Consider the following 25,529-nt stretch of genomic DNA (forward strand, 5'->3'; position numbering starts at 1 on the left):
GAGGGTTCGACCATGGCCACGTACACGCTCCCGGAACTCCCGTACGACTACGCGGCGCTCGAACCGGTCATCAATCCGCAGATCATCGAGCTCCATCACGACAAGCACCACGCCGCGTACGTGAAGGGCGCCAACGACACCCTGGAGCAGTTGGCGGAGGCGCGGGACAAGGAGGCGTGGGGCGCCGTCAACGGGCTCCAGAAGAACCTCGCGTTCCACCTCTCCGGCCACATCCTCCACTCGATCTACTGGCACAACATGACCGGCGACGGCGGCGGCGAGCCCCTGGCCGCGGACGGGGTCGGCGGCCTCGCGGACGCGATCACCGACTCGTTCGGCTCCTTCGCGGGCTTCAAGTCCCAGCTGACGAAGGCCGCGGCCACCACGCAGGGCTCCGGCTGGGGCGTCCTCGCGTACGAGCCGCTCAGCGGCAAGCTCGTCGTCGAGCAGGTCTACGACCACCAGGGCAACGTGGGCCAGGGCTCGGTCCCGGTCCTGGTCTTCGACGCCTGGGAACACGCCTTCTACCTCCAGTACAAGAACCAGAAGGTCGACTTCATCGAGGCGATGTGGCGCGTCGTCAACTGGCAGGACGTGGCCAAGCGCTACGCGGCCGCCAAGGAGCGCGCGGACGTCCTGCTGCTCGCGCCCTGAACTCCGGCGCACCGAGAACGTCCCGCCTCGTGATCGTCTTCTCAACTGTCGCCGGGCGGGCGGATGAAGGAAGGCCCCCCGCGAGGACGTGACTCGCGGGGGCCTTCCGTACGTGGACAGGGGTCCGGGTCAGCCGGTCAGCGGGCCGCCGAGGGCCGGCGTGGGAACGACATCCCCGGCGGGCGGTGCGGACACCCGGACCGCCTTCCCGTGGTCCGTCAGGGTCATGGTCGCCCTGGCAGCCCCCGGGAACCCCGTAAGCCATTCGAACTCGGTACGCAGGACCCGGCCGCTCTCGTCGACCCAGACGTCCGCCCGGACGGGAATGCCGGCGATCTCCTCCGGCATGCCGTCGACCTTGGCCCGCATGTCCTTCGTCATCCGCAGCGTGACGGTCTCCCAGCTGAGCGTGCCCCTGTAGTGCGTGGTGACCTCGCCCTTCACCATGGTCAGGCCGAGGCTCGAGACCCCGCGCATCTGCGCCACCTGTTCCAGGACGTGCCGGGGGTCGTTGGCCGGGGCGCGCAGCAGGTAGTGGGCCTCGGCCCGGTCCTGCCGGATCGACATCCAGGAACCGTTCATATCGGGGAGCCCACCCATGTAGACGGTGCCCCCGTGGAAGATCTCGTCCATCCGGACCGGCTTCTTGCCGGGGTCGTCCGGACTGCTGAGGCCGACACCGAGACGACCGCGGTTTCCCGCCCAGTCGAAGTCGCCCTTGACGGAGATGACGAAGGTGTTGGTGCCGTCCCCCATCGTGATCTCCTCGTCGATCCGGGCGCTGCTCTTCTGCGTCGCCGCCACCGCGGCGCGTATCGCCGCCGCGTGGTCGGTCTTCGGGGAGGGGGCTGCCGCGGGCTTGACCGTGGCCTCGGCCTTGGCCGGTCCGGATCCGTCGGAACAGCCCGCGCACAGCAGGGCCGCGACGAAGACGAGAGGAAGGAGGGTGCGCCGCATGAGAGCTCCGGAGAATGGTGGCCGCTGCACCGGCAGGTCACCGACACCGGGCGGGTGATCGTATCAACGCCGCCACGTCCCCCCGCCGTTGTCAGACCCCTGCCGCATGCTTCGTCCCATGGACTCCAAGGACTTCTGGAAGCTGATCGATGACGCGCGCACCCTGGTCGTCGACCCCGCCGACGCCGAGGCCGTGGCCGAGCGGGTGACGGCGCTGCTCGCCGAGCGGCCGGCCGACGACATCCTCGCCGCGCAGCAACTGCTGTGGGACCTGATGGCGGCTTCCTACCGGGCCCCGCTCTGGGCCGCGGCGTACACGGTCAACGGCGGCTGCTCGGACGACGGTTTCGACTACTTCCGGGGCTGGCTGATAGCGCAGGGCCGCGAGGTGTTCGAGCGCGTGGTGGCCGACCCCGACGCGCTGGCCGGACTGCCGGTCGTGAGGGCGGCGGCGACCGAGGGCGTGGATCTGGAGTGCGAGGCGGTGCTCGGGGTGGCGTGGGACGCGTACCGGGAGGCGACGGGCGAGGAACTGCCCGAGGGCACGTTCACCATCGACTATCCCGCACTGGACCCGGAGTGGGACTTCGACTTCGACGACGCGGAGCGGGTGGCGCTGCGGCTGCCGGAGCTGGACGCGCTGTACGGGTGAGGGGCGCGTGCTGCGGGGCCGGGCGCTGAGGGGCGGCCGGCTGTCGAGGGACGCGGGCTGCGGGGCCGGGCGGTGACCGGCCCCGCAGCGCACACCGTCAGTCGAAGACCGGGCCCTGCGTGCGGGTCCGCTTGATCTCGTAGAAGCCGGGGATCGAGGCGACCAGCAGCGTGCCGTCCCAGAGCTTCGCCGCGTCCTCGCCCTTCGGGGCGGGGGTGACGACCGGGCCGAAGAAGGCGATCTGCTCGCCGTCCGCGCCGGGCACCGCGATGACCGGGGTGCCGACGTCCTGGCCGACCTTGTCGATGCCCTCCTGGTGGGAGGCACGCAGTTCGGTGTCGTACGCGTCGGAGTCGGCGTACTCCGCGAGCTCGGCCGGCAGACCGACGTCCTTCAGCGCGGCCTCGATCGCCTCACGGGTGGGGCCTTCGCCCTGGTTGTGGAAGCGTGTGCCGAGCGCGGTGTACAGCGGGCCGACGATGTCGTCGCCGTGCTTCTGCTGGGCGGCGATCACCACACGGACCGGGCCCCATGCCTTGTTCTCCAGCATGTCGCGGTACTCGTCGGGCAGCTCGTCCAGCCGGTTCTCGTTGAGCACGGCCAGGCTCATCACGTGCCAGCGGACCTCGACGTCACGGACCTTCTCGACCTCCAGCATCCAGCGGGAGGTCATCCAGGCCCAGGGGCAGAGCGGGTCGAACCAGAAATCGGCGGGGGTCTTGCCGGTCACCGTGCTGTTGTCAGACATCTCTCTCCTCATGAGGACCGATCGCATCCTGTGGCCGAGAACACCGCCGGAGGCTTCCGCCATTCCCGAATGCCGGGCCGGAAGACGGCATGGGAGGATCAAAGTATTCGAACGTGACACAAAGGAGTGTGCTCGTGCCCGGTGAGAACCTGTCCCGCGACGAGGCCCGTGAGCGGGCCGAGCTGCTGACCGTCGACGGTTACGACGTCGAGCTCGACGTCCGCTCCGCGGTCGGTGGCCCCGACGGGGAGGGCGAGCAGACCTCCGGTCCGCGGACCTTCCGTTCGGTGACGACGATCCGGTTCCGCTCGGCGCGCGCCGGTGCGACGACGTTCGCCGATCTGATCGCCCCGTCCGTGAACGCGGTGACCCTGGACGGCACGGCACTCGACCCGGCCACCGTCTTCGACGGGGTCCGCGTGACCCTGGCGGACCTGTCGGAGGGCGAGCACGTCCTGGTGGTCGACGCGCAGTGCGCGTACAGCAGGACCGGCGAGGGCATGCACCGCTTCGTCGACCCGGAGGACGGCGAGGTCTACCTCTACACCCAGTACGAGCCGGCGGACGCGCGGCGCGTCTTCGCCAACTTCGAGCAGCCCGACCTCAAGGCCCCCTACCGCTTCCAGGTGACGGCCCCCGAGGCGTGGACGGTCTGGAGCAACGGGGCCGAGGAGTCCCGCGACGGCGGGGTGTGGCGGTTCGCCGAGACCAAGCCGATCTCGACGTACATCACGGCGGTCGTCGCCGGTCCGTACCACTACGTGACCGACTCCTACAGCCGGACCTTCGACGACGGCACCACGCTGGACATCCCGCTCGGCGCGCTGTGCCGCAAGGGACTCGCCCGGCACTTCGACGCGGACGACGTCTTCCTGATCACCAAGCAGGGCCTGGACTTCTTCCACGACAACTTCGACTACCCGTACCCGTTCGGCAAGTACGACCAGGCCTTCGTACCCGAGTACAACCTGGGCGCGATGGAGAACCCGGGCTGTGTCACGTTCCGCGAGGAGTACATCTTCCGCGGGAAGGTGACGCGGGCGTCGTACGAGAGCCGGGCCAACGTCATCCTGCACGAGATGGCGCACATGTGGTTCGGCGACCTCGTCACCATGCAGTGGTGGGACGACCTGTGGCTGAAGGAGTCGTTCGCCGACTTCATGGGCGTCTTCGCGATGGTGGAGTCCACCCGGTTCGAGGACGGCTGGATCACCTTCGCCAACAACCGCAAGTCCTGGGCCTACCGCGCCGACCAGCTGCCGTCCACCCACCCGATCACGGCCGACATCCGTGACCTGGAGGACGCCAAGCTGAACTTCGACGGCATCACGTACGCCAAGGGCGCCTCGGTGCTCAAGCAGCTGGTGGCGTACGTGGGGCGGGACGCGTTCCTGGAGGGCGCGCGGCGCTACTTCAAGAAGCACGCCTACGGCAACACGCAGCTGGGCGACCTGCTGTCGGTGCTGGCCGAGACGTCCGGCCGGGACATGACCACCTGGTCGCGCTCCTGGCTGCAGACCGCCGGCGTCAACTCGCTGACCCCGGTGGCGACCTACGACGCCGCGGGCCGGATCACCGAGCTGGCCGTCCTCCAGGAGGCGGCCGAGTCCCACCCGGAACTGCGGCCGCACCGGGTCGCGGTCGGCCTGTACCGGCGTACGCCCGCCGGTGAACTGGTGCGTTACGCGCGGGTCGAGGCGGACGTGGCGGGTCCGCGCACCGTGATCACGGAGCTGGCCGGGGCCGAGCGGCCCGAGCTGATCCTCGTCAACGACGACGACCTGACGTACTGCAAGGTCCGCTTCGACGAGGTCTCGCTGGCCACGCTCAGGGAACACCTGGGCGACATCACGGACCCGCTCGCGCGCGCCCTGTGCTGGTCCGCGCTGTGGAGCCTGACCCGGGACGGGCTGATGCCGGCCCGCGACTTCGTCTCGCTCGTCCTGGCCTTCTCCGGCCGGGAGACCGACATCGGCGTGCTCCAGATGCTGCACACCTGGACCCGGACGGCGCTGACGTACTACGCCGCTCCTTCGTGGCGCGAGGAGGGCGGCCGGGCGCTGGCCGAGGGCGCGCTGCGCGAGCTGCGGCTCGCGGCGCCGGGCAGCGAGCCCCAGCTGGCCTGGGCCCGCTTCTTCGCGGCGGTCGCCTCCTCGGACACGGACTTCCAGCTGCTGTCCGGGCTGCTCGACGGCACGGCCCGGATCGACGGGCTGGACGTCGACCAGGAGCTCCGCTGGGCGTTCCTGTCCCCGCTGGTCTCGCACGGCGTGGCCGACGAGGCGGCCGTCGACGCCGAGCTGGCCCGCGACGACACGGCGTCCGGCAAGCGGCACCACGTGCGCTGCCTGGCCTCGCGGCCGTCGGCCGCGGTGAAGGCTCAGGCGTGGGCCGGCGTCGTGGAGTCGGACGCCCTGTCCAACGCGCTGGTGGAAGCCACCATCCTGGGCTTCTCGCAGTCCTCGCAGCGGGAGTTGCTGGCGCCGTACGCGGCCCGGTACTTCGAGGTGATCGAGCGGGTGTGGGCCGAGCGGTCCATCCAGATCGGGATGGCCGTGGTCAAGGGCCTGTTCCCGGACCTCCAGGACGACCCCGCCACCCTGGCGGCGACCGACGCGTGGCTGGCGGAGCACACGGATGCGGCGCCGGCGCTGCGGCGGCTGGTGCTGGAGGCCCGGGACGACCTGGGCCGGGCGCTGCGGGCCCAGGCGTGCGACTCGGCCGCGGTCTAGGAACGGTTCCCGCGTGACGTCCTCGCCGGGGTGCCGGTCACCTCGGCGAGGGTTCCGTCCTCAAACGCCGGACGGGCAGGCTCGGGGCGTGCGCCCCAGGCGCCCGGCCGACGCGGCACGCCCCCGGTGACCGGCGCATAATCCCCGGCGGGTCCGCCCTTTTCGGCTGTCGAACGTCCGTACTTCAGGACGGCGTTGTCCTGGAATGTCGACGGACCTGTAACAGGCGTTAAGGCACCGGCCCCGAGCGGGATACACCGGAGCATGAACTCGGACACCCCGCTCTCCCCCAGCCACCATCGCGTCACCGCCGTCGCCCGCCAACGTGTACTGTCCGCCGCCCAGTTGAAGGCCCACGGGGTCTCCCCCACACAGGCCGCCGAGCAGTGCCGGACCGGCGGGCCGTGGCAGCAGCCGCTGCCCGGTGTCTTCGTCCTGCACCCGGGGCCGCTCAGCGGCCGGGAGCGGCTGCGGTCGGCGCTGCTGTACGCGGGACGGCCCCCGGCCGCCGGGCGCCGGACCGTACCGGCACAGGCCACAGGCGCGGATCCCGGTTACGGCGAGGCGATGATCACCGGCCTTGCCGCACTCTCGTTGTACGGCTTCGCCGCAGCGCCGCCCACCCTCGCCACGGACCGCATCGACGTGCTGGTGCCGCGCGTCCGGCGACTGCGCTCGGCCCGGTACGTCCGCCTGGTGCGCAGTTCCGATCTGCCGCGGCCGGAACACGTGGAGGGCCTCCCGGTGGCGCCGGTGGCCCGCGCCCTCGCGGACGCCGTCGCCGGGCTCGGGGACCCCCATGCGGTGCGCCGGCTGCTCACCGAGGCGGTCCGCGGCGGCCACTGCGAACCCGCGGTCGTGGTAGGCGAGTTGAACCGCGCGAAGGTGCTCGACCGCCCACAGGTGGTGAACGCCGTGGACTCGCTGCTGGCCGAGGGCCGGGCGCTGGCGGAGGAGCGGCTGTACGACATGGTGCGGACCCACGGACTCCCGGAGCCCTTGTGGAACGTGGATCTGCGGCTGCCCGGCGGCCCGCATCTGGGCGCGGTCGACGCCTACTGGCCCGAGGAGGCGGTGGCCGTGGAGCTGGACACCAGGGCCCCGCGCCACAGCCGGCTCGACGACGACCACCGCCGGCGGGAGCACGAGGCCGAGTGGTCCGCGTACGCCGCGCGGCGCGAGCACCTGGAGCGGCTGGGCGTCACCGTCGTCCATCTCACCCCGCGAAAGCTGCGGGACGCGCGGGGGCAGCAGGCGACCGTGGTGCGGACGGCTTTGATGGCGGCGGCCGACCGCGAACCCGCGGCGTACGTGATGATCCTGCCCCGGTGAGGCCTCCACTCCACCCGTATGCACTGTTTCGTCCCATGTGACGCTTCGGCACCACTGGCGGAAGTCCGCCATGTCCACAACTCGCCCCTCACAACTCTCCACAAACCCCTGTCATTTACGAAAGGGTGAGCGGTCATCCGGTACCGATTTCCGGACTCTCTCTTTCACATACAGGGATGCTGATGACCTCCGAATCCCCCAGCTCCATACCCGGGGCGAGACGCGTGGCCCGCGTCGCGGCCGCCGCCGGACTGGTGGCCGCCCTGGCCGCCACCGGCGCCGCCCCCGTCTTCGCGGCCGACGACCCGGCCCCCGCACCCGTCAAGACCGCCGCCGGCGGCAGCACGGCGGACAAGCTCGGCACGGCCGACGCCGAGGTTCTCACCCAGGCGAAGGCCAAGGGCGAGAAGAACATCACGATGATGGTCGCCACCGCTCCCGGTGCGACCGAGCAGGTCACCGAGCAACTGGACGCCGTCAAGGGCTCCGTGCTCGGGCAGGCCTACGACAAACTCGGCTATGTGCGGGCCACCGTGCCCACCGCGGCCGCCGAGGCCACCATCAAGGCGGCCTCGAAGCTGTCCTCGGTCCACGGCATCGATCTCAAGCAGGAGATCGTGCTGGACGATCCGACGCCGTCGGGCGACCGGGCGGCCGGCAGCCGGGCCTCGGTGAAGTCGACGGGGACCTACCCGGCGCCCGGGAAGAACACCCCGGCCAAGAACCCGTACAACCCGTCGTTCGAGACGGGTGCGGTCGACTTCGTCAAGCAGCACCCGAAGGCCGACGGCCGCGGCATCACCATCGGCATCCTCGACTCGGGTGTCGACCTCGGCCACCCGGCGCTGCAGAAGACCAGCACCGGTGAGCGCAAGATCACCGACTGGGTGACGGCCACCGACCCGGTCAGCGACGGCGACGGCACCTGGCTCCAGATGACGGACGCCGTGTCCGGCCCGACGTTCACCTACGGCGGCCGTACCTACTCGGCCCCGGCGGGTTCGTACCGGATCAAGGTGTTCAAGGAGGCCGCCACCAGGGGTGGCGACATGGCGGGCGACCTCAACCGTGACGGTGACACCACCGACACGTGGGGCGTCCTGTACGACCCGGTCACCGGCACCACCCGAGTGGACCTGAACAACAACGCGGACTTCTCCGACGACGCCGTCCTGAAGCCGTACAAGGAGAAGCACCAGGTCTCCTACTTCGGTACGGACGACCCGCGGACCGATGTCGTCGAGCGCGTCCCGTTCGTCGTCGAGACCCGCAAGAACGTCGTGTACAACGCGGCGGGCGACACGTCCGACTTCGTGAGCATCGGTGTCATCGAGTCCGAGCACGGCACGCACGTGGCGGGCATCACCGCCGCGAACGGCCTGTTCGGCGGCAAGATGAACGGTGCCGCACCCGGCGCGAAGATCGTCTCCTCGCGTGCCTGCACCTGGTCCGGCGGCTGCACCAACATCGCGCTCACCGAGGGCATGATCGACCTCGTCGTGAACCGCGGCGTCGACGTCGTCAACATGTCGATCGGCGGACTGCCGCCGCTCAACGACGGCAACAACGCCCGCTCGGAGCTGTACAAGCGCCTCATCGACATCTACGGCGTCCAGCTGGTCATCTCGGCCGGCAACGACGGTCCGGGCGTCAACACCATCGGTGACCCCGGCCTCGCCGACCACGTCATCTCGGTCGGCGCGTCCATCTCCAAGGAGACCTGGGCCGCGAACTACGGCTCCGGCGTCACCAAGAAGTACGACATGCTCCCGTTCTCCTCGCGCGGCCCGCGTGAGGACGGCGGCTTCACACCGACGCTGACGGCTCCCGGCGCGGCGATCAACTCGACGCAGACCTGGCTGCCCGGCGGACCGGTCAAGGAGGCGGGCTACTCCCTCCCGGCCGGCTACTCCATGCTCCAGGGCACGTCGATGGCCTCCCCGCAGGCCGCCGGCGCGACCGCGCTGCTGCTGTCCGCCGCGAAGCAGAAGCACATCGAGCTGCCCCCGGCCGATCTGCGCACCGCGCTGACCAGCACCGCCACCCAGATCAAGGGAGTGCCCGCGCACGCCCAGGGTGCCGGTCTGATCAACATCGTCGCCGCCTGGAAGCAGATCGAGAAGCAGGGCGCCCCGGCGCACGAGTACACGGTCAAGGCCCCGGTCGACACCGCGATCGACTTCGCGCTGAAGACCCCCGGCTTCGGCACCGGCCTCTACGACCGCGAGGGCGGCCTCAAGGCCGGCCAGAAGAAGTCGTACGACGTCACGGTCACCCGCACCACGGGCCCGGACAAGGACGTCAGGCACAAGCTGTCCTGGAAGTACAACGACGGCACCTTCACGCTGACCGGCCCGAGCACCGTCTCGCTGCCGCTCGGCAAGCCGGTGACGGTCAAGGTCCAGGCGAAGCCGGGCAGCGCGGGCGTGCACAGCGCGATCCTCCAGGTCGACGACGCGAAGACCTCCGGTGTGGACCAGCAGATCCTCGCCACGGTCGTCGTCTCCAAGGAGCTCGTGAAGCCGGGCTACGCGTACACGGCGTCCGGCTCGGTGCAGCGCAACGGCACCACGTCGTACTTCGTGACCGTGCCGGAGGGCTCCAAGACCCTTGAGGTCGCCATGAGCGCCCTGCGCTCGGGCAGCCAGACCCGCTTCATCTCCATCCACCCGTACGGGGTCGCGGTGGAGGACAGCGGGACGCCGTTCTGCTACCCGAACTACGAGAACCCGGCCAACACCTGCCGCCCGGACGTACGCTCGTACGCCGACCCGCAGGCCGGTGTCTGGGAGATCGAGGTCGAGGCCCGGCGTACGTCGCCGCTGCTGGACAACCCGTACAAGCTGGACGTCTCGCTGCTCGGCGCGACCTTCGACCCGGCGGTGCAGACCATCGCCGAGGCGAAGATCGGCACCCCCGCAGCGGTGGACTGGACGGTCACCAACAATGCCGGTGACCTGGCGGGCAAGCTCAAGGGCGGCTCGCTGGGCTCGGCCGACGTCGAGCGACCGTCGATGTCCACGGGCGACGAGTACGTCAAGGAGGTGACCATCGGTGCGGGCGTCGAGAAGCTGGACGTCGCCATCGGCGGTACCTCGGACGCCAACGCCGACCTGGACCTGTACGTCTACAAGGGCACGGCCGAGGTGGGCTCCTCCACCACGGCCGGTTCCGAGGAGTCCGTCAGTCTGGTGAAGCCCGCCGCGGGCACGTACACGGTCGTCATCCAGGGCTACGACGTCCCGGCCGGCACGACCGAGTACGACTACCGCGACGTGTACTACTCGCCGTCGCTCGGCGCGATCAACGTCGACGAGTCGAAGGCCGTGGACCTGGCCAACGGCGCATCGGCGCAGGTCAGTGCCGAGGTCGCGGTCGCCGGGGCTGCTCCCGAGGGCCGGCAGTTCTTCGGCGAGGTCCAGATGGTGAACTCCCGCGGCACCGCCGCGGGCACCGGCAGCGTCGTGATCGAGAAGGTCACGCCGTAACCGCGTCGCGGTGACCATGTGATCCGTACGACAGTGGGGCGGGCGCCCGGCGGGCGCCCGCCCCACTGTGCTGCGCGCCACGTGTCCGCAGGTCGGACAATGGATTGGACAAGGAAGCCGTGGACAGACGCATCATGAAGCGGCAACCATGCCCGTTCGTACGTCTGAGGGAGTTCCCGTGAAGGTCGGAATCGTCGGCGCCACCGGTCAGGTCGGCACAGTCATGCGCAGCATCCTGGCCGAGCGGAAGTTCCCGGTGGCCGAGCTGCGGCTCTTCGCCTCCGCTCGCTCCGCGGGCTCCACGATCGCCTACGAGGGCACCGACATCACCGTCGAGGACGCCTCCACGGCCGACTACACCGGCCTGGACATCGTCCTGTTCTCGGCCGGTGGCGCGACGTCGAAGGCGCTCGCCGAGAAGGTCGCCTCGCAGGGCGCCGTCGTGATCGACAACTCCTCCGCCTGGCGCAAGGACCCCGAGGTCCCGCTGGTCGTCTCGGAGGTCAACGCCCACGCGATCGCGAACCGCCCCAAGGGCATCATCGCCAACCCGAACTGCACCACGATGGCCGCCATGCCCGTGCTGCGCCCGCTGCACGAGGAGGCCGGTCTCCGGACGCTGACCGTCGCCACGTACCAGGCGGTGTCCGGTTCCGGGGTGGCCGGTGTCGCCGAGCTGCACGGCCAGGCGTCCAAGGTCGTGGCCGACGCCGACAAGCTGACCCATGACGGCGGCGCCGTCGACTTCCCCGAGCCCGCCGTCTACAAGCGCCCCATCGCCTTCAACGTGCTGCCGCTGGCCGGCTCGATCGTCGACGACGGCTCCTTCGAGACGGACGAGGAGCAGAAGCTCCGCAACGAGTCCCGCAAGATCCTGGAGATCCCGGAGCTGAAGGTGTCCGGCACCTGCGTCCGCGTCCCGGTCTTCTCCGGCCACTCGCTCCAGGTCAACGCCCGTTTCGACCGCCCGATCAGCGTGGAGCGTGCGTACGAGCTGCTGAAGGACGCGCCCGGGGTCGAGCTCTCGGAGATCCCGACCCCGCTCCAGGCGGCCGGCCAGGACGCGTCCTTCGTCGGGCGGATCCGGGTCGACGAGACCGTGGAGCACGGGCTCGCGCTGTTCGTCTCCAACGACAACCTGCGCAAGGGCGCCGCGCTGAACGCGGTGCAGATCGCGGAGCTGGTCGCGGCGGAGCTCGCGGGCTGACGGCGTCCGGCCACGTGGCGGGGGTCCGGGGGCTCTGCCCCCGGACCCCCGCTCCTCAATCGCCGGAGGGCTTGGACCTCACCCGGCGAGGCTGGTTCCCGGGCGCCGTACCTCGAAGTGCCAGCAGCCGTACTCCACCGCCCGCACGTGCACCAGTGCCACCTCCGGGTCGGCGAACGCCTCCGTGATGGCCTCGTCGTAGCCCCGCGCCTCGTCCGCCGGGATCTCCATCAGCCGGCCGCCCACGATGTGACCGTCCGCGTTGTAGCGCCGGACCGTCCGCAGCGCGCCCGCCCGGGAGAACGGATAGCCGGGCCGGTCCGCCGCAGGCCCCTCACACTCTTCGGCGTGGATGAAGACCGGGCCCTGCTCGTCGTACGCCCCGGGGCGGGCCCAGGTGGCCGCCGCCCAGCGCCGCAGCGGCGCGTACGACACGAGGGCGATCCTCTCCCCCACCTCGTTGCCCCGCAGGCAGCAGCGCAGCGGGCTGCCCGCCTCCGTGGCGGTGTACGGGACGCAGGGGCGCCCCGCGTCGTCCGTGTCCCGGAGTTCCTTCAGCGCGGCCGGGTCGATCGCGCGTGCCTCGTAACTGGTCATACGACGAGAATGGCCCGCCCCACCGGCGCGGTCCGGCGGAAAATGGACATCGCCCTGGGCACGGGTCACGTGGAAGGATGACCGGAAACATCACATATCAAGGAGATGACCGCGTGCCTGGCACGAATCTGACCCGCGAAGAGGCACAGGAGCGGGCGCGCCTGCTGACCGTGGACGCGTACGAGATCGATCTCGACCTCTCCGGAGCGCAGGAGGGTGGGACCTACCGGTCCGTCACCACCGTGCGCTTCGACTCCGCCGAAGCCGGTGCGGAGACCTTCATCGACCTGGTCGCCCCGGCGGTCCACGAGGTCGAGCTGAACGGCAGGGCGCTGGACGTCGCGGCCGTGTTCCGTGACTCCCGGATCGCGCTGGCGCATCTGGAGGCGGGTGCCAACGAGCTGAAGGTCGTCGCCGACTGCTCGTACACCAACACGGGCGAGGGCCTGCACCGCTTCGTCGACCCGGTCGACGAGCAGGCCTACCTGTACACCCAGTTCGAGGTCCCGGACGCGCGCCGGGTCTTCGCGAGCTTCGAGCAGCCGGACCTGAAGGCGACCTTCCGGTTCACTGTGAAGGCCCCGTCCGGCTGGACCGTGATCTCCAACTCGCCGACGCCGGAGCCGAGGGACGACGTCTGGTCGTTCGAGCCGACGCCGCGCATCTCCACGTACATCACGGCCCTGATCGCGGGCCCGTACCACTCGGTGCACAGCAGCTACGAGAAGGACGGCCAGACCGTCCCGCTCGGCATCTACTGCCGCCCGTCGCTCGCCGAGTACCTCGACGCGGACGCGATCTTCGACGTGACGCGGCTGGGCTTCGACTGGTTCCAGGAGAAGTTCGACTACGCGTACCCCTTCGCCAAGTACGACCAGCTCTTCGTCCCGGAGTTCAACGCGGGCGCGATGGAGAACGCGGGCGCGGTCACCATCCGTGACCAGTACGTCTTCCGTTCCAAGGTGACGGACGCGGCGTACGAGACGCGGGCCGAGACGATCCTGCACGAGCTGGCGCACATGTGGTTCGGCGACCTCGTGACCATGGAATGGTGGAACGACCTGTGGCTGAACGAGTCGTTCGCCACCTACACCTCGATCGCCTGCCTGGCGTACGCCGACGGTTCGCAGTGGCCGCACTCCTGGACGACGTTCGCCAACTCCATGAAGACGTGGGCGTACCGCCAGGACCAGCTGCCCTCGACGCACCCGATCATGGCGGACATCCGTGACCTGGACGACGTCCTGGTCAACTTCGACGGCATCACGTACGCCAAGGGTGCCTCGGTCCTGAAGCAGCTGGTGGCGTACGTCGGCATGGACGCGTTCTTCCAGGGCGTCCAGGCGTACTTCAAGGCGCACGCGTTCGGCAACACGCGGCTGTCCGACCTGCTGGGCGCGCTGGAGGAGACCTCCGGGCGCGACCTGAAGACCTGGTCGAAGGCGTGGCTGGAGACGGCCGGCATCAACATCCTGCGCCCGGAGATCGAGACGGACGAGGACGGGCACGTCACCTCGTTCACCGTGCTCCAGGAGGCGCCCGCGCTGCCCGCCGGCGCGAAGGGCGAGCCGACGCTGCGGCCGCACCGGATCGCGATCGGCTGCTACGACCTGGACGCCGCGTCCGGCAAGCTGGTCCGGACGGACCGGATCGAGCTGGACGTCGACGGCGAGCGGACCACCGTGCCGTTCCCGGCCGGCACCGCGCGCCCGGCCGTCGTCCTCCTCAACGACGACGACCTCTCGTACGCGAAGGTCCGCCTCGACGAGGAGTCGCTGCGGGTCGTCACGGAGCACCTGGGCGACTTCACCGAGTCGCTGCCGCGCGCCCTGTGCTGGGCGTCGGCCTGGGACATGACGCGCGACGGCGAACTGGCCACGCGCGACTACCTCTCGCTCGTCCTGTCCGGTGTGGGCAAGGAGTCGGACATCGGCGTCGTCCAGTCGCTGCACCGTCAGGTGAAGATGGCGCTGGACCTGTACGCGGCGCCGGAGTGGCGCGAGGCCGGTCTGACGCAGTGGACCGAGGCGACGCTCGCGCACCTGCGCGCCGCGGAGCCGGGCAGCGACCACCAGCTGGCGTGGGCCCGCGCGTTCGCGGACACGGCCCGCAACCCGCAGCAGCTCGATCTGCTGCAGTCGCTGCTCGACGGCACCGAGGCGATCGAGGGCCTGGCCGTCGACACCGAGCTGCGCTGGGCGTTCGTGGAGCGGCTGGCCGCCACGGGGCTGCTCGACGACGAGGAGATCGACGCCGAGTACGCGCGCGACCGGACCGCGGCGGGCGAACGCCACGCGGCGGCCGCCCGTGCGGCGCGGCCCTCCCAGGAGGCGAAGGCGGAGGCGTGGGCCTCGGTCGTCGAGTCCGACAAGCTGCCGAACTCCCTCCAGGAGGCGGTCATCGGCGGGTTCGTCCAGACCGACCAGCGCGAGCTGCTGGCCCCGTACACCGAGAAGTTCTTCGCCGCGGTGAAGGACGTCTGGGACTCGCGGAGCCACGAGATGGCCCAGCAGGTCGCGATCGGTCTCTACCCGGCGCTCCACGTCTCGCAGGAGACCCTGGACGCCACGGACGCGTGGCTGGCCTCGGCCGAGCCGGGCGCCGCGCTGCGACGGCTGATGTCGGAGTCGCGAGCGGGCGTGGAACGGGCGCTGAAGGCCCGGGCCGCGGACGCGGCGGCGGCGACCGCGTAGGTGTGATCCGAGGGCGGGGGCGGGTGTCGCGGACACCCGCCCCCGCTGTGCGTGGGGCGCGCGAACCCCGGTGAAGGCCGTGTGAGCCCGTGGTGTAGGTTCCGGGCACGCCATGGGGGTACCTGGCGTTTCGCGGCAGCTGGGCTGCCGCCTTTATCCGGGGGGATACCGTATGCGAAGAATCCTGGCCGTTTCGGGCTCGGTGGCGCTTCTTGCCACCGGGGCTCTCGCGGGGGCCGTGCCCGCCGCTGCGGTCGACAATTTCGCCTTTGAGATGGGGCGCGACTGGACGCTCATGCCCGGCGAGGGCCGTGCCGAGCTGGGTCCGGACGGCTGGTACAACGAGGCCGACGGGACCCTGGTCTACGCCCTGAGCAAGAAGCAGCTGAACGACCCGGCCTGGGCCGCCGGGGGTGTACCGGCGGGGCTCACCGTCGAGCTCGGCTCGGACTGCAAGGCGGCCGCGGTGGCCGGTGTCTATCTCTGCGACGCCCACGGCCAGGTGACCTCCCCGGAGGTCTCGGCCACGGCGACGGCGGCGGACGGCACCACGGCCTACGTCGGGCTGGCGTACGCACCGAGCGGAACGAGCGTCGACAAGGCGGTCAAGGAGGCCCAGACCGCGGCGACGTTCTCCGAGGACGGTCTGCACGCCGCGCGCACCCTCACGGTCAAGTCGGCCGAGCACGTCGCGCAGAACACGCTCGCGCTGAACACGCCGACGCTGACGGCGGGAGGCTCGGTCACCCAGTCGATCACCGTGCACGCCGTGGACACGGGGCACCTCTCGATCACGTTCGCCCCCGCCGAGGGCCAGCGCGGATGGGAGGAGTCCGAGGCCGACATCAGGATCGACTCGGTCTCGCGCGGCGACAACGCGACCTGCGACCACACGCTGGGATCGGTGGCCTACGGCGAGGTCCGCTGTGACGTCACCCCGGGCGACGTCACGATCGACTACACGCTGAGCGCCGGAGCGAAGACGGCGGCGTGGAAGGTCACCGCCTCCGCGGTGTACGAGGTCTACAACTGGGGCACCCACAACCCGGAGGCGTCGAGCAGCTTCGCGATCGACAGCCCGTACCCGGTCAGGCCGCACCACCTGCTCCTGGCCCGCGGCAAGGACGGGCTGCTCCGCTCCCATTACGGGACCGGCAGCGCCTCGGAGCCCTTCCGGGACTTCGAGGAGGTCATCGGCCGCGGCTGGAACATCTACAACCAGCTGACGAAGCTCGCCCCGGTCACCGTGCAGGCGGGCGGGGGCGGGGTGGTCGGCCGCGACACCTCCGGTGTGCTGTGGCACTACCGCACGAGCGGCGACTGGAACACGCTCACCGGGCGGACCAAGGTCGGTGGCGGCTGGAACGCCTACAACAAGCTGTCGGGTGTCACGGACGTGACGGCCGACGGCACGGCCGATCTGCTGGCCCGCGACACGTCGGGCGTGCTGTGGCTCTACCGGGGCACCGGCACCGGCACGGCCCCGTTCGCCGCGCGGACGAAGGTCGGCGGCGGCTGGGGCGTGTACAACGAGCTCACCGGCGCGGGCGACGTGACCGGTGACGGCCGGGCCGACGTGCTGGCCCGCGACGCCTCCGGTGTGCTCTGGCTGTACCGGGGCACGGGCAAGGCGGCGTCGCCGTTCACGGCGCGGACGAGGGTCGGCGGCGGCTGGAGCGCATACCGCTCGATGACCTCGCCCGGTGACCTGACCGACGACGGCCGGGCCGACCTGGTCGTCCAGGACAAGTCCGGTGTGCTGTGGCTGTACCGGGCGACCGGCAGCGCGACCACCCCGTACGCGGCACGCGTCAAGGTCACCGGCGCGGGCGAGACGTCGACGATCAGCGGGTACAACACCCTGCTCTGACCGTCCCGCAGGACGCGGCCGAGGGCCCGGACCGGTGTACGCAGCCGGTCCGGGCCCTCTCGCGTGACGGGTGCGCCCGGTGTGAACCGCCCGGCGAACGGGGCGCGGGGCTCAGCCGTTCGCCGGGCGGTGGTCGTGGGGCCTGTTACGCGCCCGACTCCTCGTAGCGGCGGGCCAGTCCGGCCGCGCCGGACTCCGTCAGCGAGCCGTGCAGGCGCATCCTGGCCACTCCGCCGTCGGGGAAGGCGTCGAGGCGTACGTGGGTGACGACGGCCCGGGCGCGGAGCGGGAAGCGGTGCAGGGTGTCGGGCTGGAGCCTGGTGCGCGGGATGATCTCGAACCACTCGCCCGTCTCGCCGTTACGGCCCTGGAGGGCGATCCAGCCGGCCGCGTTGCCCTTGAGGTAGGCCGTGTCGATCTCGACCGCGCGGACCGCGCCCTGGGCGGGCAGCCGGAAGCGCACCCAGTCGTTGGTGTCGCGGACACGGCGGCGGCGGTTCTCCCAGCCGTCGTCCATCTTGCGGGAGGTACCGGGCAGGATGATCTGGGTCGGCGAGGAGTAGAAGCGGTCCGAGGCGTCCTCGTAACTGCCGCCGTTCAGGACCGAGATCAGGTCGAAGGTGCCGAGCGTCGCGAGCCAGGACGGGTCGGGGAGCACCTCGCCGTGCACCCGCAGGCGGGCGATGCCGCCGTCGGGGTGCTGGCACAGGCGCAGGTGGGTGTAGCGGCGGCCGCCGGTGATCTCGAAGCCGTTGGCGGCGTGGCCGCGTACGGGGGTCGGCGGGACGATCTCGTCCCACTTGACGTCGTCGGCGAGGAGTTCGGCGGGGCCGGGCGAGCCCGCGACGGAGGTGGCCTGGACGGAGACGCGCTGCGGGTAGTTGCCGCGGAAGTGGGCCGTGTCGACGACGATGCCGCGGATGATGCCGGGGGCACCGAGGCGGATGAGGGCCCAGTCGTGCTCGTCCGGGGCGGGAAACGGGTGGGCGGCGTCCGCGCCGCGCCGGCGGCGGGTCTCCCAGCCGTCCATGATCTTGCCCTTGTGGCCGAAGTGCTCCGGGTCGAAGACGGCGCGCTCGCGGACCAGGAGGTTCTCGCGCTGGGCGAAGAACTCGTCGTTGGCGGCGATCACGCCCGCGCCGAGACGGCGGTCGGCGAGGTCCACGAGCTCGGTGAAGGGGAGGTCGGTGGTGCGGTAGTCGGCGTACGGGTCACCACCGCCGTACGGGGCCGCGTCGTTGGCGTGGGGGTCCTCGTGCTGGTTCTCATTCTGTCCGAAGGTCATGGGGTCACTGTCGTACGAGCGAAGCCATTAGGTCCATCGAAAGTTTTCGCATGAATCGTTAAGGACGGCTGAATGATGGGCTGAACGGCTGTGCCGCCTCGCGCAGCGCCGCGAGCACCCGGGCCACCGCCGGGCCCTGCTCGGCCCCCTGCCGGACCGCGGCCACCACATGGCGCCGGGGACGGTCCGCTTCGAGGACCCGCATCACCACACCGTCCCGGTTCTGCCGCTCCGCCGACGCCATGCGGGGAATCAGCGCGATGCCCATGCCCGCCTCGACCATGGCGAGGATCGCGGTCCAGCCGGAGGCGCTGTGCGCCTGCTCCGGCACGAAGCCCGCGGCCTCGCACGCGGCCGTGGTGATCTCGGACCAGGGTCCCGAGCCGCCGAAGATCCATGGCTCGGCGGACAGGTCCGCCAGCCGCAGCCCGGGCGCGCCCGCGAGCCGGTGGCCGGCCGGCAGCGCCACGTCCAGCGGGTCCGCGAGCAGCGGCAGCACGGCGAAGCGGGGGTCGCGCGCGGTCGGAGCGTGGGCGGCCAGCGAGAGCGCCAGGTCCACCTCGCCGGCGACGAGGAGTTCGTAGGCCTGCGCCGCCTCGGCCTCCCGGACCCGGACGTCCGGCCCCGGCCGGTCCTCGTCCCGCAGCGCCTGCACGGCCGGTACGACGAGGGCGGGGACGGCGGTGGCGAAGGCGGCGATCCGCACCTCGCCCGCCTCGCCGTGCAGATAGCCGGTCAGTTCGGCGTCGGCGCGCTCCAGTTGGGCGAAGACCGCCTCCGCGTGGCGGAGCACCAGGTGGGCGGCGTCGGTCAGGCGCACGCGCCGGCCCTGTGCCTCCAGCAGGGGCACGCCGAGCTGCCGGGAGAGGTTGGAGAGCTGCTGGGAGACGGCCGACGGGGTCATCAGCAGTGCCTCGGCGGCCGCGGTGACGGTGCCCCGGTCGCGCAAGGTGCGCAGGATGCGGAGCTTCTTGACGTCCCACTCGATCATGGCCGCAACCTACCGGGCGGACCGTGCACCGCTCCGGGACCGGGACCGGGTCCGGACATGCGAATGCGCCGCTCGGTACGTGGGTACCGGCGGCGCACCCGGGATGTCCTGGGTGTCCGGTGGGGGGACTAGGCCTGCTTCTTGGACTTGTCGAGGACCATGACCAGGCCCGCGATGACCGCGAACAGGGCCAGAGGGGCCACGACGAACAGACCGATCGTGTCGATCACGCTCAGGCCCGGTCCCGGGTCGTCGCCGTCGTCGCGGGTCAGCGCGAGCGCGGGGGACGACATCAGCAGCATCATCAGCGTCGTTCCGGCAGCGACCGCGCCGGCGCGCATAGCGTTCTTCTTGTCCACGGTGCAAACGTAGCGAACGCCTACGAGGGCCGCGCGCCCGGGGGTGCCGTACGGGTCCTCGGAGGCTCCTGACGGGGTCGGAGTACTTCCATCAGCCGGTGCAGCCGCGGCGAGGCGGCGAGTTCCTCCAGCGTGACCGGGCGGCCCTCTGCATCGGCGATGGGCAGCCGCCAGTTGGGGTACTGGTCCCAGGTGCCCGGCAGGTTCTGCGGGCGGCGGTCACCGATGGTGTCGGGGAGCCAGACGCCGGCCATGCGGGCGGGGGTGCGCAGCAGGAAGCGGTGGACGGCGCGGACGGCGGCCTCCTCGTCGTCGCCGCCCTCGGGGAGCAGGCCGAGGCGGGAGAGGAGGCCGAGCCATTCCGCGGTGTCGGTGCCGTCCTCGGTGCGTTCCTCGTCCAGCGGGCGGGTGAGCAGGCCGAGGCGGTGGCGCAGCGTCACATGGTCGCCGGTCAGCCGGGCGGCGGTGGACGGCAGGTCGTGGGTGGTGGCGGTGGCCAGGCAGTCCTCGCGCCATTCCTCCGGGGCGAGGGGGCGGCCGGTGCCCGACCAGTCGCGCTCGAACCAGAGAACGGAGGTGCCGAGGACGCCTCGGCGGGCGAGCGCCTCACGGACGCCGGGTTCCACGGTGCCGAGGTCCTCCCCTATGACGACCGTGCCGGCGCGGTGGGCCTCCAGGACGAGGACGGCGAGCATCGCCTCCGCGTCGTGACTGACGTAGGTGCCCTCGGTGGGCGGACGTCCTTCGGGCACCCACCAGAGCCGGAAGAGGCCCATGACGTGGTCGATGCGCAGAGCCCCGGCGTGCGCGAGGAGGCCGCGCAGGAGTCCCCGGTACGGGGCGTAGCCGGACGCGGCGAGGGCGTCGGGTCTCCAGGGCGGCAGTCCCCAGTCCTGGCCGCGGGCGTTGAAGGCGTCCGGGGGCGCGCCGACGGACATGCCGTGCGCGAAGGCGTCCTGCTGGGCCCAGGTGTCGGCGCCGCCCGGGTGCACCCCCACGGCGAGGTCGTGGACGATCCCGACGGCCATGCCCGCGTCCTTCGCGGCGCGCTGGGCGGCGGCGAGCTGAGCGTCGGTCAGCCAGGCGAGCCGGCAGTGGAAGTCGACCCGGTCCAGCAGTTCACCGCGGGCGCGGGCGGTCTGCGGGGAGCGGGGGTCACGCAGGGCGTCCGGCCAGGTGTGCCAGTCGGAGCCGTGCACCTCGGCGAGGGCGCACCACAGGGCGTGGTCCTCCAGGGCCTGCCCCTGCTCGGCGAGGAAGTCGCAGTAGGCGGCGCGGCGGCCCGGTGTGAGAGGGACGGCGACGAGGATGTCGAGGGCCTGCCGCTTGAGCTCCCAGACGGCGTCCCGGTCGATCAGGGCGCCCTTGTCGAGCACGGCCTCGCTGAGTTCGGCGGCCCGGCGGCGCAGGTCGTCGAGGGCGGCGGGGTCGGGCGCGTGCCCGTACTCGGGGACGGACTCGATGCGCAGGTGCACGGGGTCGGGGAACCGCCGCGACGACGGGCGGTAGGGCGAGGGGTCGGTGGGGTTGCCGAGGACCGCGGCGTGCAGCGGGTTGACCTGGACGAAGCCGGCGCCGAGGCAGCGCCCGGACCAGGAGGCGAGATCGGCGAGGTCGCCGAGGTCGCCCATGCCCCAGGAGCGGGCGGAGAGCAGGGAGTAGAGCTGGACGAGGAAGCCGTGGCTGCGCCCGGGCGGCTGCGGCACCCGGGCCGGGGCGACCACGAGCGTGCAGCTCTCCGTCACCGGCCCGCCCGAGCCGCTCCGCCGGCCCGAAGCACCCGCGCGGGTTTCCCGGTCCGGCCCGTCCGCGCCGGTTTCCCGGTCCGGCGCGCCCGGGGCCCGGACGGTCAGCCGGTGCACCCCCAGCGGCGGCTCGGTCCACCAGCCGGGCGCGGCGGGGGGCCGCGACGGGGCTCCTTGCCCGGGCGCCGCGGGGCCCGCCACCGCGGCCCGCGATTCGGCCGGGCGGGATTCGGCCGGAACCGTACCCCCGGCGGGGACGCGCATCGGGGCCGGCGGGGCCTCGGCGGGCTCCTCCGGGCGGATGGTCAGTTCCGTGCCGGGCGGCAGTGCGGTCAGGGCCGGGGGCAGCGGCTCTCCGGCCCAGACCACCAGCGTGGCCGGGAGCAGCCGGGAGCCGGCCGCGGACTCGGCGGCGGCGAGCGCCTCCCGTACCGCTTCGGGTGTGGTGGCGTCGACGCCGAGCGCGGCGAGCACCGCGACGACCGTGCTCTCGGGGACGGGCACCGTGACATCGGCGGACGGGGAGAAGGAGGTGGCGACGCCGTGCAGTGCGGCGAGCCGGGACAGGCCCATTCAGACTCCTGGGGACTCCATGCCCCGAGCGCTGCCGGAAGAAGCCGGCTCGCTGGTCAGCGGGGCGAGGACGGCGAGCGGGGGTTCGCTGGTCAGAGGTGTGGCGTCGGCGAGCGGAGGCTCGCTGGTCAGGGGTATGGCGTCGGCCAGCGGCGCCTCGCTCGTGAGCGGGCCGGGCGTGCTCGGAGTGGCCGGGGGCGCGCTGATGTACGGGGCGGGACCCGGTACCTGTTTGGACAGGGCGGAGAGCAGAAGCTGCGCGGCGGCGGGCATGGTGGCCTCCTGGCCGTGGAGAGCAGGACACAGCAGACCTACCCAGCGGACGCGGCCGCAGACGTAGGCGTTATGACAACGAGTTCAACGTGCTCCGGGTCACATTCCGTTCCCCCGGGGCGTGTTCTCCGTAAAACGTCCGCTTGTTTCGGCCATTCGGCGTGGTCTTTCGCGTGTGCCGCCGACCGGTGAGAACCCTCCACCGAGGCCGTCATATCGGGCATTCACCCCATGGTGACCATGCGCATTGACACTCTCGCGCGCGGGTGGTGGGCTCGGAGCCCACCAGTGGGCGCGTAGGGAGACGGGTATGCAGCTCAGGCGCAGGAAGCACGCGACGGCCGTCGCCGTGGCCGTGCTCGGCGGGCTGCTCTCCGCGGGGGCCCCGGCCGCCGTCGCCGCCCCCTCCCCGCCCGGCACCCATCCCCTCACCACACCGGACCGCACCGACGCCGCCGCGCCGCCCGCCGTGTGGCCGCGGCCGCAGAGCATCAAGGTGTCCGGGTCCTCGGTCCCGCTCTCCGGCGAGGTGACGCTCGTCGCCGGCGACGGCGCCGATCCGTACGCCGTCGAGGCGCTCCGCCAGGTGCTGCGCGACGCGGGCGTGCGGTCCGTCCACGAGGCGCTGCCCGGCGGCGGGCCCGTCATCCGGTTCGGCGGCGACGGTGCCGTGGACGCGCTGCGTACCCTGCGCGCGCCCGACCGTGCCGATCTGCCGTCCGGCGGCTACCGCGTCGCGGTCGGCCGGGTCGCGGGCCGGGACACCGTCGCCGTGGACGGCGTCGGCGACGACGGCCTGTTCCACGCGGTGCAGACGCTGCGTCAGCTGGCCGGGGGCGGCCGGATCGCCGGCGTCACCGTCCGGGACTGGCCGGCCGGCGCCGTACGCGGGATGACCGAGGGCTTCTACGGCCGGCCGTGGTCCCAGGAGGAACGGCTCGCCCAGCTCGGCTTCATGGGGCGCACCAAGCAGAACCGCTACCTCTACGCGGCCGGCGACGACCCGTTCCGGCAGGCGCGATGGCGCGATCCGTATCCCGCCGAGCGGCGCGCCGAGTTCCGCGCGCTGGCCGCGCGGGCCGCCGCCGAGCATGTGACGCTCGGCTGGGCCGTGGCTCCGGGCCAGTCCATGTGTCTGTCGTCGGACCGCGACGTGAAGGCGCTGACGAAGAAGATCGACGCGATGTGGGCCCTGGGCGTGCGGGTCTTCCAGGTGCAGTTCCAGGACGTCAGCTACAGCGAGTGGCACTGCTCGGCCGACGCCGACACGTTCGGCAGCGGCCCGGAGGCGGCGGCCAGGGCGCAGGCCCGGGTCGTGAGCGCCGTGGCGCGGCACCTCGCGGAGCGGCATCCGGGCTCGGAGCCGCTGTCCATGATGCCGACGGAGTTCTACCAGGACGGGGCGACGGACTACCGGACCGCGCTCGCCGGGGAGCTCGACGAGCGGGTCCAGGTCGCCTGGACCGGCGTCGGGGTCGTGCCGAGGACCATCACCGGCGGCGAACTGGCCGGTGCCCGCACCACGTTCCGCCATCCGCTGGTCACCATGGACAACTACCCGGTCAACGACTACGCCCAGGACCGGATCTTCCTGGGCCCGTACACCGGCCGGGATCCGGCGGTCGCCATCGGTTCGGCGGCGCTGCTGGCCAATGCGATGGAGCAGCCGTCCGCGTCCCGGATCCCGCTGTTCACCGCCGCCGACTTCGCCTGGAACCCGAAGGGGTACCAGGCGCAGGAGTCCTGGCAGGCGGCCCTGGACGATCTCGCGGACGGCGACGCCCGCAGCCGGGACGCGCTGCGCGCCCTGGCGGGCAACAGCGCGGGGTCCGTGCTGGGCGGTGACGAATCGGCGTATCTGCGGCCGCTGTTCGCCGCGTTCTGGAAGTCCCGTACGGCCGACGGCGCCCCGGCCCGCGACGAGGCGGCGCGCCGGCTGCGGGCCGCGTTCACGGTGATGCGCGAGACCCCGCAGCGGCTGACCGGGCTGGCCGACGGGCACCTGGACGACGAAGTGCGTCCGTGGAGCGAGCAGTTGGCGCGCTACGGCCGGGCGGGCGAGCTGGCCGTCGATCTGCTCCAGGCGCAGGCGCGCGACGACGGGGCGGCCGCCTGGCAGGCGTCGCTGGCCCTGGAGCCGGCGCTCAAGGCCGTGAAGACGGGCGGCGCGACGGTCGGCAAGGGGGTGCTCGGTCCGTTCCTCGACCGGGTGCGCAAGGAGTCCGCCGCCTGGACGGGCACGGACCGCGACAACGGCACGGTGGCCGAGGGTCCGGGCAGCTACACCCTGAGCTTCGACCGGGTGCGCCCGCTGGAGGCCGTCACCGCGATGACGGTGCCCGGCGACGACTCGACGGTGTCGGGCGCGACGGTTCAGGCCCATGTGCCGGGCGAGGGCTGGCGGAGCCTGGGCGCGCTGTCGGCGCGGGGCTGGACCCAGTCGCCGGGCCAGGGCGTGCGGGCGGACGCGGTCCGGATCAGCTGGCCGGCCGCCACCCCGGCGCTCACCGGCGCCCCGCCCCTGATCATCCCGCCGCTCGCGGGTGCGGCCCCGTCCGCCGGAACGGCCCCCCGCGTGCGCTCCCTGGTGCCGTGGTTCGGCGACGAGCCCGCCGCCCGGCTCGCTCTCGCACGCGGGGAGACGGACGCCGAGATCGGCGGCGAGCCACTGCGGGTCGAGGCCCGGCTCTCCGCGCGCCGCCCGGCCGAGGTGCGCGGCGCGCTCACCGCGAAGGCGCCCAAGGGCATCAAGGTGCGGGTGCCGAAGCGGACGACGGTGCCGCGCGGCTCCCGTACCGAGGTGCCCGTGGAGATCACCGTCCCCGCGGACACGCCCGCGGGTGAGTACGCGGTGCCGTTCTCCTTCGGCACCGAGGAGACCACCCTGACCGTCCGGGCCTTTCCCCGCACGGCGGGCCCCGACCTGCTGCGTACGGCCACCGCCTCCTCGTCCGGGGACGAGACCGCGGACTTCCCGGCGTCCGCCGCCTCGGACGGCGACCTGGAGACCCGCTGGTCCTCCCCGCCCGAGGACGGCGCCTGGTGGCAGGCCGAACTGCCGGCCCCGGCCCGCGTCGGCCAAGTGGTGCTGGACTGGCAGGACGCGTACGCCTCCCGCTACCGCGTACAGGTCTCCGCCGACGGGCGCACCTGGCGCACGGCGGCCACCGTCCGCGACGGCGGGGGCGGGCACGAGTCCGTCCGGATGGACGCGAAGGACACCCGTTTCATCCGGGTCCAGGGCGACGGACGGGCGACCGAGTACGGCTACTCCCTCTGGTCGGTCCAGGCGTACGCCGTAGCGGAGTAGCCCGCCCGGCGGGCCGTCGCACCACCCCCGGTCCGCCCTTCCCCCACCGCCTCGTGTTCTCAC

At 72.1% G+C, this 25,529-nt stretch carries 17 protein-coding genes; 9 read left to right on the plus strand and 8 right to left on the minus strand.

The window, feature by feature from the left end; all coding sequences use genetic code 11:
- Positions 1 to 12: 12 nt before the first annotated feature.
- Positions 13 to 654 (plus strand): superoxide dismutase, encoded by a 642-nt coding sequence (locus EAO72_RS19985; RefSeq protein WP_148018698.1) that lies wholly within the window; start codon positions 13 to 15, stop codon positions 652 to 654.
- Positions 655 to 783: 129 nt separating this feature from the next.
- Here EAO72_RS19985 and EAO72_RS19990 read toward each other — a convergent pair whose 3' ends face one another.
- Positions 784 to 1,611 carry a LolA-like protein gene (locus EAO72_RS19990; RefSeq protein WP_148018699.1) on the minus strand — a complete coding sequence of 276 codons (828 nt, stop codon included), beginning with the start codon at positions 1,609 to 1,611 and terminating at the stop codon, positions 784 to 786.
- A 118-nt stretch (positions 1,612 to 1,729) separates the two neighbouring features.
- On the opposite strand from EAO72_RS19990, the gene EAO72_RS19995 reads away from it, so the two are divergent.
- A complete protein-coding gene (locus EAO72_RS19995; RefSeq protein ID WP_148018700.1) occupies positions 1,730 to 2,263 on the plus strand; it encodes a DUF4240 domain-containing protein in 534 nt (177 codons plus the stop codon).
- A gap of 97 nt (positions 2,264 to 2,360) precedes the next feature.
- Here EAO72_RS19995 and EAO72_RS20000 read toward each other — a convergent pair whose 3' ends face one another.
- Positions 2,361 to 3,011: a mycothiol-dependent nitroreductase Rv2466c family protein gene (locus EAO72_RS20000; protein ID WP_148018701.1), complete on the minus strand. Its 651-nt coding sequence runs from the start codon at positions 3,009 to 3,011 to the stop codon at positions 2,361 to 2,363.
- A gap of 134 nt (positions 3,012 to 3,145) precedes the next feature.
- On the opposite strand from EAO72_RS20000, the gene pepN (EAO72_RS20005) reads away from it, so the two are divergent.
- The 4 genes from pepN (EAO72_RS20005) to EAO72_RS20020 all read left to right on the plus strand — a co-directional run bounded on the left by pepN (EAO72_RS20005) (position 3,146) and on the right by EAO72_RS20020 (position 11,770).
- Positions 3,146 to 5,743 carry an aminopeptidase N gene (gene pepN / locus EAO72_RS20005; RefSeq protein WP_148018702.1) on the plus strand — a complete coding sequence of 866 codons (2,598 nt, stop codon included), beginning with the start codon at positions 3,146 to 3,148 and terminating at the stop codon, positions 5,741 to 5,743.
- A 264-nt stretch (positions 5,744 to 6,007) separates the two neighbouring features.
- Complete coding sequence (locus EAO72_RS20010) at positions 6,008 to 7,075, plus strand: hypothetical protein (protein WP_148018703.1); 1,068 nt, start codon at positions 6,008 to 6,010, stop codon at positions 7,073 to 7,075.
- Positions 7,076 to 7,251: 176 nt separating this feature from the next.
- The gene (locus tag EAO72_RS20015) at positions 7,252 to 10,563 is read left to right on the plus strand and encodes a S8 family serine peptidase (RefSeq protein WP_187285142.1); all 3,312 of its coding nucleotides are present in this window, start codon (positions 7,252 to 7,254) and stop codon (positions 10,561 to 10,563) included.
- Positions 10,564 to 10,741: 178 nt separating this feature from the next.
- Positions 10,742 to 11,770 (plus strand): aspartate-semialdehyde dehydrogenase, encoded by a 1,029-nt coding sequence (locus EAO72_RS20020; RefSeq protein WP_148018705.1) that lies wholly within the window; start codon positions 10,742 to 10,744, stop codon positions 11,768 to 11,770.
- A gap of 78 nt (positions 11,771 to 11,848) precedes the next feature.
- Here the strand turns inward: EAO72_RS20020 and EAO72_RS20025 are convergent, their stop codons facing one another.
- Positions 11,849 to 12,367 carry a DUF1203 domain-containing protein gene (locus EAO72_RS20025; protein ID WP_148018706.1) on the minus strand — a complete coding sequence of 173 codons (519 nt, stop codon included), beginning with the start codon at positions 12,365 to 12,367 and terminating at the stop codon, positions 11,849 to 11,851.
- Positions 12,368 to 12,480: 113 nt separating this feature from the next.
- Between EAO72_RS20025 and pepN (EAO72_RS20030) the strand changes: the two genes are divergently transcribed.
- Together pepN (EAO72_RS20030) and EAO72_RS20035 are read left to right on the plus strand one after the other, a co-directional pair.
- Entirely contained in the window at positions 12,481 to 15,060 is a 2,580-nt protein-coding gene (gene pepN, locus EAO72_RS20030) for an aminopeptidase N (protein WP_148018707.1), read from the plus strand.
- A 172-nt stretch (positions 15,061 to 15,232) separates the two neighbouring features.
- Positions 15,233 to 16,930, plus strand: a complete 1,698-nt coding sequence (locus EAO72_RS20035; protein WP_187285143.1) for an FG-GAP repeat domain-containing protein — start codon at positions 15,233 to 15,235, stop codon at positions 16,928 to 16,930.
- 145 nt (positions 16,931 to 17,075) lie between these two features.
- Here the strand turns inward: EAO72_RS20035 and alc are convergent, their stop codons facing one another.
- The 5 genes from alc to EAO72_RS20060 all read right to left on the minus strand — a co-directional run bounded on the left by alc (position 17,076) and on the right by EAO72_RS20060 (position 22,156).
- Positions 17,076 to 18,215 (minus strand): allantoicase, encoded by a 1,140-nt coding sequence (gene alc, locus EAO72_RS20040; protein WP_148018709.1) that lies wholly within the window; start codon positions 18,213 to 18,215, stop codon positions 17,076 to 17,078.
- A 58-nt stretch (positions 18,216 to 18,273) separates the two neighbouring features.
- On the minus strand, positions 18,274 to 19,206 hold the full coding sequence (locus EAO72_RS20045) for a LysR family transcriptional regulator (protein ID WP_148018710.1): 933 nt from the start codon (positions 19,204 to 19,206) through the stop codon (positions 18,274 to 18,276).
- Between the two features lie 128 nt (positions 19,207 to 19,334).
- The gene (locus EAO72_RS20050) at positions 19,335 to 19,565 is read right to left on the minus strand and encodes a hypothetical protein (RefSeq protein ID WP_148018711.1); all 231 of its coding nucleotides are present in this window, start codon (positions 19,563 to 19,565) and stop codon (positions 19,335 to 19,337) included.
- 20 nt (positions 19,566 to 19,585) lie between these two features.
- Entirely contained in the window at positions 19,586 to 21,883 is a 2,298-nt protein-coding gene (malQ, locus tag EAO72_RS20055; protein WP_148018712.1) for a 4-alpha-glucanotransferase, read from the minus strand.
- On the minus strand, positions 21,884 to 22,156 hold the full coding sequence (locus EAO72_RS20060; protein WP_148018713.1) for a hypothetical protein: 273 nt from the start codon (positions 22,154 to 22,156) through the stop codon (positions 21,884 to 21,886).
- Between the two features lie 310 nt (positions 22,157 to 22,466).
- Here EAO72_RS20060 and EAO72_RS20065 point away from each other — a divergent pair, with 310 nt between their 5' ends.
- The gene (locus EAO72_RS20065) at positions 22,467 to 25,466 is read left to right on the plus strand and encodes a beta-N-acetylglucosaminidase domain-containing protein (protein ID WP_148018714.1); all 3,000 of its coding nucleotides are present in this window, start codon (positions 22,467 to 22,469) and stop codon (positions 25,464 to 25,466) included.
- Positions 25,467 to 25,529: the final 63 nt, after the last annotated feature.

It is taken from the genome of Streptomyces sp. OR43, from assembly GCF_008042275.1.
Lineage (GTDB): Bacteria > Actinomycetota > Actinomycetes > Streptomycetales > Streptomycetaceae > Streptomyces.

What these genes read in the sequence shown, in the direction of transcription:
- EAO72_RS19985 (WP_148018698.1), top strand. Translation starts at nt 13, where the DNA reads ATGGCCACGTACACGCTCCCGGAACTCCCGTACGACTACGCGGCGCTC.
- EAO72_RS19990 (WP_148018699.1), bottom strand. Translation starts at nt 1,611, where the DNA reads ATGCGGCGCACCCTCCTTCCTCTCGTCTTCGTCGCGGCCCTGCTGTGC.
- EAO72_RS19995 (WP_148018700.1), top strand. Translation starts at nt 1,730, where the DNA reads ATGGACTCCAAGGACTTCTGGAAGCTGATCGATGACGCGCGCACCCTG.
- EAO72_RS20000 (WP_148018701.1), bottom strand. Translation starts at nt 3,011, where the DNA reads ATGTCTGACAACAGCACGGTGACCGGCAAGACCCCCGCCGATTTCTGG.
- EAO72_RS20010 (WP_148018703.1), top strand. Translation starts at nt 6,008, where the DNA reads ATGAACTCGGACACCCCGCTCTCCCCCAGCCACCATCGCGTCACCGCC.
- EAO72_RS20015 (WP_187285142.1), top strand. Translation starts at nt 7,252, where the DNA reads ATGCTGATGACCTCCGAATCCCCCAGCTCCATACCCGGGGCGAGACGC.
- EAO72_RS20025 (WP_148018706.1), bottom strand. Translation starts at nt 12,367, where the DNA reads ATGACCAGTTACGAGGCACGCGCGATCGACCCGGCCGCGCTGAAGGAA.
- EAO72_RS20035 (WP_187285143.1), top strand. Translation starts at nt 15,233, where the DNA reads ATGCGAAGAATCCTGGCCGTTTCGGGCTCGGTGGCGCTTCTTGCCACC.
- alc (WP_148018709.1), bottom strand. Translation starts at nt 18,215, where the DNA reads ATGACCTTCGGACAGAATGAGAACCAGCACGAGGACCCCCACGCCAAC.
- EAO72_RS20045 (WP_148018710.1), bottom strand. Translation starts at nt 19,206, where the DNA reads ATGATCGAGTGGGACGTCAAGAAGCTCCGCATCCTGCGCACCTTGCGC.
- malQ (WP_148018712.1), bottom strand. Translation starts at nt 21,883, where the DNA reads ATGGGCCTGTCCCGGCTCGCCGCACTGCACGGCGTCGCCACCTCCTTC.
- EAO72_RS20060 (WP_148018713.1), bottom strand. Translation starts at nt 22,156, where the DNA reads ATGCCCGCCGCCGCGCAGCTTCTGCTCTCCGCCCTGTCCAAACAGGTA.
- EAO72_RS20065 (WP_148018714.1), top strand. Translation starts at nt 22,467, where the DNA reads ATGCAGCTCAGGCGCAGGAAGCACGCGACGGCCGTCGCCGTGGCCGTG.